Origin of the sequence: Rhodopirellula maiorica SM1, from assembly GCF_000346295.1 — a bacterium.
GTDB lineage: Bacteria > Planctomycetota > Planctomycetia > Pirellulales > Pirellulaceae > Novipirellula > Novipirellula maiorica.
The window spans coordinates 1-4,328 of sequence record NZ_ANOG01000065.1; the positions used below are offsets into that span (position 1 = coordinate 1).

General features: G+C 51.9%; 3 protein-coding genes and 1 pseudogene. All 4 read left to right on the forward strand.

Annotated elements, in window-relative coordinates:
• Positions 1-1,182 (forward strand): annotated as a pseudogene (locus tag RMSM_RS02040) (hypothetical protein); the annotation flags it as partial.
• Entirely contained in the window at positions 1,179-1,478 is a 300-nt protein-coding gene (locus RMSM_RS02045; protein WP_040763650.1) for a hypothetical protein, read from the forward strand. The pseudogene RMSM_RS02040 and the gene RMSM_RS02045, both read left to right, overlap by 4 nt.
• Positions 1,479-1,720: 242 nt before the next feature.
• Positions 1,721-2,263 carry a hypothetical protein gene (locus tag RMSM_RS02050; RefSeq protein ID WP_040763652.1) on the forward strand — a complete coding sequence of 181 codons (543 nt, stop codon included), beginning with the start codon at positions 1,721-1,723 and terminating at the stop codon, positions 2,261-2,263.
• A gap of 212 nt (positions 2,264-2,475) precedes the next feature.
• The gene (locus tag RMSM_RS02055) at positions 2,476-2,892 is read left to right on the forward strand and encodes a hypothetical protein (RefSeq protein ID WP_008690824.1); all 417 of its coding nucleotides are present in this window, start codon (positions 2,476-2,478) and stop codon (positions 2,890-2,892) included.
• Positions 2,893-4,328 lie beyond the last annotated feature (1,436 nt).

Below are 4,328 nucleotides of genomic sequence, written 5' to 3' on the forward strand. Positions count from 1 at the left end.
GCGATGCTGAGTCACGAGCACGAACGAGAGCCTGAACTAGGCCGAGCAGCTAAGGACGGCTTGCGCGGTTCTACAAATGAAAAATCAATCGTCCGTCCCCCCGTGATGTCTGCCGTCATGTGGAGTGAGTATTTGTCGCAACTTTTCGACCGAGATGAATCTGTCCGCACCACGCACGTTGACTATATGAACGCCGATAAAAAATCACCAAATGATGCTGTGGTTGGTGGTGAAACAGCCGATCTGCAATCCAAACCATCGGCCGATTTCGTGAAGTACGCAGCGCATGCAAGCTGGCTTGCCCCTGTCGTCGCATCCCTCTTGGAACGGCGTTTCAGTTCAGTAGCAGCCGATTCGTCTGTGTATGGCTTCTTCGCTACGCTTACTGTAGTGCTAGTCGTTGTGCTGATCGCTTTTTCAGGCCTGTGTCTTGGCGCTTACGCAATCGTTCGGTCGAAGAAATACGTTGGCGTCCGTAAGCCAGCAACTATCGGGGTCATCATTAGTGCTGGTTTCTTGGCGCTATCCATTGGCGGTTTCGCACACGGTTTCAAGCACGCAAAAGCCATCCCTGAACTCACGAATAGCGACGCTGCCCAGGAAATGAAACTATTCGCTAGTGAAGCGGTTGAGACCGCTCTAGACAACTTCGATATTAAGTTGGATTTTTCACCCGAATCTATCGAGCACGTCGAAACAATTCTTGGCCGGCTCCACGATCAACACGCCCAAATACCGTTCGATGACGACCGGCTAACAATAGAAGCATTGAAATGGGGTGGATATATTGGCGAGGTTGTCAGGGCTTTGCGTGATTGCAACTGGGCGTTCGAGTCGTCAATTAATTCTGAGATTTTTCCAGTCGTGTACGATAATGGCAGTGAGAGCTATCCAGTACGTTGGTGTTACGAACGAATCGTGCACGGCAAAGAATTTGATGTGCGGCACAAGTTCGAGGTTCTGGTGGCTGATCGCCATGACGCTGATTCCTTATCTTCGCCGACGGCGAATTTCGATCCTTTGCCTCAATTGAATTCGCCTATCCACATAGCCACCGGTTGCACCAGCGGCCGCGAGTTGATGTTTTTGAAGTGGAGAGTCGTTCACGCGGTCCCCGCTGAACCGTGGCGTTCTTCGACTGATAGACTCAGCCGCGGGAAAGGCATCGCAAAGAAACCGTGAGCGCACAGATGATCGAAGGGATTGAAGAATACCATACCGCGTTCGCACGCTCAGTCGTCGACAGCATGCCTGCTGGCTGGGTAAGCGTGACTGTTGAATCGTTCTTCTTCGGAGGCTGCACTGAAGCCGAAGCCGAGTACATCGATGCACAAGGTCGAGCCGTCGGTGTGCAGATTCCCGACGATTTCGACGACTTGATGTTTGAGCTCAGGGAAAAGTTCAGGTCATTGGGAAAACGCGTTTGGGGGCGGTCACTGTACCGACTGGATGCCTCTGGCGAGTTCAATCTAAAGTGAGACTGTGATAATACGGATCGAGAAGGAAACCTGCGCTTTGACGAGAAAGAAGTGAATCAACGGCATCTTGCGCGCCGCGAGAGACTTAGCAAAGGCCACCCTCGCCCTACGCCTTGAAAACAATGTCCAACGGACAACCAAGCCGTGAATAGGAGAACGGCTTGCAGAGTTTTTTAAAATGGAAATTCAACTGTCCGTTCCTTGTTACGGCAAACGTTCGTCGAACTTAAGAGTACTGTCTTATGCTTACGCCAAGTTTCGAAAAACGAATTTACGGAAGAGCTAACGTGGGTCGCCCCGGTCTCCGCATTCGCGAAGTGATATTAGAACTATCGACGAGCAAACGTTTCGAGGGTCTCAACTTTTCCGCTATCGATCGTTACGTTGACACATCTGTTGCCAGAGGGATCCCTGAAGAACTTGATAAGACATTGTCTCTTGAGCAGGTTCGCAACCTAAATCCGGACTTAGTTAAAGTCGTATTCATAATGCTTATTCGCGACCTGCTCCGAAGAAACCAAGTACATTTCGAAACTTCTGGCGACGGCGATTCATGGAAACTTGTAGAGAGCTTTACAGTTGAGCTTTTCAAGCTTTCAGACGCTCCCCTTGAGCCATATGTCGGTTGGCTAACTCGCATTGAATCAGGGATTGATGACGATCCTATCGTATTGATTTCTGGTCTCGCTGCCCAACTCGGAATCGAACCAGAGTCACTCTACGCGTTGCATGAGGCGGGGTGCCAAGTAACCGAAGACGAGCATTTTCGAAGGAATACAACTTAACGATGCGACGAAACAAACGATGAACCGCAGTCCGCCACGAACGTTTACACCAATGGTTACATTAAACGGGCCGACACGGTGATCGTAGGCCGATTTTGATGAAATGCCCCCAATGCGAGACTCTACTCCGTCTGGAAGCGGCAACACAGGCGTCCCCCCAGGCACCAAGGGCAACGCCACTCCGTCGGTTCCAGATTATCGATCTGCTCGCTGTGACAGCTTTGGTAGCGTTGCACCTGGCTTCATTCCCCGCCGAGGCATCCAAAGGCGGACCGGACTTCGCCGTCCTGCTTTATCTCTCTCCGACGGCGATTGCATGTTTGGTACATCTTCGCTTGAGCCTGAAGATCCCATCGGCGATGTTCATCCACTATGTCGTGACTGTCGCATGGACCTTCCTGCACGCTGTGGGACTCAACTATGCCATCAACGCATACAACCCGATGACCCGCTCAGGTCGCAGCGTTCAAATAGGCATCTACTCAAATGCATGGAACGACACCTTGGAGATGGCGGTATGGGCCGTTGCACTCGCTGCTACCTATGGCGTGATATGCTACGCTGCTGTATCTGCTGCAATCAATCGCGTCCCAGGCCACGCAGGTCTGGATACTCACAACGGCGGATAAGCGTCGCATGCAACGGCGCGACGGCGGAGAGGTTTTGCAAGTCGTAGCCCGACTCCCGCCGCCCGTCGATGCCCAACATTACCCGACTGAAAGTGCGTGACTGGAAACCGTTCTGTGATGCTTGACATTTCGGCTCGCATTGAGGCCGCCCTGAATTCCGACGATGCATGTCACGACATACGAATGCTTGCACGAGAGATGCGTTTCTCGACGCTCTGGCTGTGTTCCCCGCCAATGTTCGGCCTGCCTGCCAGTTTCAACACGAACTCGGGGAAACGCTGCAACTTCTTGCGTTGTGGACTAGCGATCACCATAATCAATGGCCTGCCCCCTGGTACTTACAAGCGGTTGCAGACGTCCTTCCAGACTTGGGTAAGGCCTCACACTCTTCAGGTGCCCGCTGGATAACGCACGCTGGACTCCCGACGACTTGGAAAGATTGTCGTTCGGTAATCACCCGGCTGCAAAAACCGGCAAAAAGATGGGTGGCAAAAAGATGGGATCAGGGTAGAAAGCAGTCGACGTTGCGATCTCCCGAATCGATTCCTGATATTTTTGCCCCTTATTTTTTTGCCGACAAATCAATCAGCGCGGCCGAATGAGTCCGAAGCCTGCTGGGCACACGGGGACGCTTACGTTGATGATTTGCTTGCCGAATGCGCAGTACCACCTCTGTTCGGGGAAGCGAACATCGTAGAGATTGGCAACCTCAAAGGAATAGTGCGTCTTCGATCGCCCTCCGTTGATTGCAACCGTTACTCTTGAATGCGAGCGTGAATTACAATGGAAGGTCTTTGGGCGTTTGAACGCAACCTAGTTGTTGACCCACGTACCGCCGTCTTTCCATTGGCATGTCTCTTTACGGGTGAGCCTGTTGGCGATACTACGGTGATGACTTTTGCGCAGGTGGAGGCGTCGAATCTGGGTATGTTTAGGAGCATGAAGAAGAGGGAGACACAACTCTCAATTCCAGTCAGCTTGCGTTACAGTCGCGAGCGCGCAGTATGGAGCAAAAAGGTTGGCATGGCACTGGTCATATCCGGGTGCGTACTCGCAATCTCTGGCGTAGTAATTCCGCTAATGATTGGAATGCAGGGTGACGCGTTAGGGTCAACAATTAGTTGCGTGAGTGCGTTCGCAATACTATCTTTGATCGTAGGGTTTTGCTTCCCTTACCTGGACGACATGAATGGCTCTAAATACATTTCGGGCATACGATTCCTCAAAGATGGCCGAATCGTGATACCTAAGGTCCATAAAAGCGTACTTGTCGGACTTCCGGAACTACAACGTGGATTCATCGATGGCTTTCTTGGCGCCGAGTCTCTAAAACCAAAGCGTGGGCGTAATTCAGTGTCGTGTACCGGAACCGGGCGCGCAGGGTTTTACGAATAGAAAGCCAAACGTTCCGGCCCGCAGACCACGAAAGTATTGAC

Excerpts from the sequence above, each read along its gene's own strand:
- RMSM_RS02050 (WP_040763652.1), top strand. The coding sequence starts at position 1,721 with ATGCTTACGCCAAGTTTCGAAAAACGAATTTACGGAAGAGCTAACGTG.